Genomic DNA, 2,256 nt, shown 5'->3' on the forward strand with positions numbered 1-2,256 from the left:
GGACGCTGGACAATATTGTGCTGTTCTGCCCAAAACCGTGTCAACGGCTATCTATTGTTTTGCCCTCTCGCGCTCTGCGCCTTACGTTCTGCCTTCCGCATCCCGCGTTCTGCGTCATACGTTCAGCTAATGATGCCGCGCGGCATCATTAGCGTTCCGCGTACAGCATTACGCGCCTGCATCCGACGTCAGACATCCGGCTTCAGACGAACATCACTCCCACCCATAAATACTCTCCAAAGCCCCACTCACATACACCAGTGGCGCATTCCAGTTGATGGTGACTTCGTTGGTGGAGTAGCTACACCAGTGGTCCAGGTAGGCACGGGCGATGGCTTCTTCGCCGGCGGGGTATTGATCGGCACCGCAATCGTTGTGCGCGGCGGTATTGGGGCCACCGGCGACAAAACCGGGCACAGGTTCAACCACTGAGTCCGCCTCGGACTGACGGTGGTGAATGTGCATCGGTGGGCGCTCGCCAAAGCCGGTTACATAGCTGTATTCGGTGGGGTTAAGCCCTAGAATATAATCGAACAACGCTTGGGCGGCTTTTAATTGTTGCGCGTCACCGCTTAAGCGGTAGCCTTGTAGCAGCATCATGGCCTTATTTAATGCGCCACCATTGCTGCCCCAGTAAAAATCGCCGTGCAGCAATGCCACACCGTAAGCGGAAGCCTCGCTGTCAGCAACCAGTTCTTGTGCAAACTGCTGCACACCCGACTCAATCAAGGACACATCTGCCGCCTCGGTCAGGTTGGCCCGGTGATGAGCCAGCGACACCCAAGCGAGCGCGCCAGTATGCGCCCAGGCCGGGTTACTGATGCTCTGCTCGGTTAAGTTAAGCGTTTGATAGTAATCGTCATTGCCCGTGCTGATATACAGCTCGGCCGCGGCCCAAGCAAATTCGTCATTAAAGGTGTCGTCATCGTAGGCGCCAGTGCTTACATCCGCAGGCTGCTGGTAAGCAATATCGGGGTTGGCCTCAGCCCATTGCCAGGCTGATTGCGCCGCACTTAGCATTTCATCCGACAAGCCTGAATAAACGTCCTCGTACTCGGCAACCACTCGGCTTGCCGCCGCCATAACCGCGGCAAAGTTCAAAGTGGCGGCGGTGGTTTTTTGCACCACATAGCGAGTATCGGTCGCCTCGCTGGGCATCACCGCGCCGGAGAAATTTTTAGTGGTAAGCTTGTGATAGACGCCGCCGTCGTTCGGGTCTTGCATATCGAGCATCCACTCCAGATTCCACATCACCTCTTCCAGAATATCGGGGGTACTGTTGCCACTTTCGGGGATACCCGTGTCATTGGCTGTGTAGAAATCACCAAAGTGCTCCAGCGCGGCCAATAAGGTGTATGTGGATATACCGGAGTTCACTACGTATTTGCCATAGTCGCCTGCATCGTACCAACCCTTGGGCGCCGAGATAACAGTCCCTTCCGGGCGCTGGTCGGAGGCGGCCGATGCGTGCACCAGCACCTCGGTATCCGCATGGCCGGCGTCGCGTGCCCACTCACCGGCGTACTCAGCATCCAGCGCAAAGCCGGCGCGGTTGTAGTAATAGGCTTTTAACGCGCTGGCATTGAGCGCTTGATAGGGCTGACTGGCGACCACAAAGGGGTCGGAGTCCTGCACACCTTCCACCCTTACAACATAGGTGCCGGGCTGAGCCAGCTCGGTAAAATCAGCTTGCGCGACCACCTGCCCCGCTGGTGTCCACTCGCTAAAGGCCGACAACTCACCTTGCAAAACGGTGGCTTGGGTGGCGGTATCAATCACAACGAATTCGGCAGCGCCACCCTCGGGCACTACAGCCACTTTGGCCGCCTGAGGCGCATAACCCACCTGATTAACCAAAATACGGCTGGGCTCGCCCGTCGCTTCAGAGCTCGTGCTGGCGGTATCGGAGCTGGCCTGGTTACTGCTCGATGCCGTGGGCGCGGGGCTGGAGTTATTGGCCTCGTCGGCAGTACCACTTCCACTATTACTGCCACAGGCGGCTAATACAAACGCACTGCAAAACGTGAGCACGGTTTTAAAGGAAAACGAGGTAAATGGGCTGGGTCTGTTCGTTACAGTCTTGTTAGTCAGTAATTTCATTGGCTCTTCCTAATTTTATTTTTTTATGGTGCGTTCTATGGAGTTGTTATAAACGCATAGGAAGTGTAGCGCGAATTACGCCCCAGGTGAGAGCGCTAGGCTGTGGGCTTATGTGAGGTAGCGCAAAGATTGGTTAATGGACGCTGGACGCTGGAC

The 2,256-nt window shown here is 56.1% G+C and carries 1 protein-coding gene; it reads right to left on the minus strand.

Annotated features, from left to right (window positions below):
• Positions 1-213: 213 nt before the first annotated feature.
• Positions 214-2,100 carry a glycoside hydrolase family 9 protein gene (locus tag Q4526_RS06660; protein WP_215976155.1) on the minus strand — a complete coding sequence of 629 codons (1,887 nt, stop codon included), beginning with the start codon at positions 2,098-2,100 and terminating at the stop codon, positions 214-216.
• Positions 2,101-2,256 lie beyond the last annotated feature (156 nt).

Source organism: Gilvimarinus sp. 2_MG-2023, assembly GCF_030547685.1.
GTDB lineage: Bacteria > Pseudomonadota > Gammaproteobacteria > Pseudomonadales > Cellvibrionaceae > Gilvimarinus.

Excerpts from the sequence above, each read along its gene's own strand:
- Q4526_RS06660 (WP_215976155.1), bottom strand. The coding sequence starts at position 2,100 with ATGAAATTACTGACTAACAAGACTGTAACGAACAGACCCAGCCCATTT.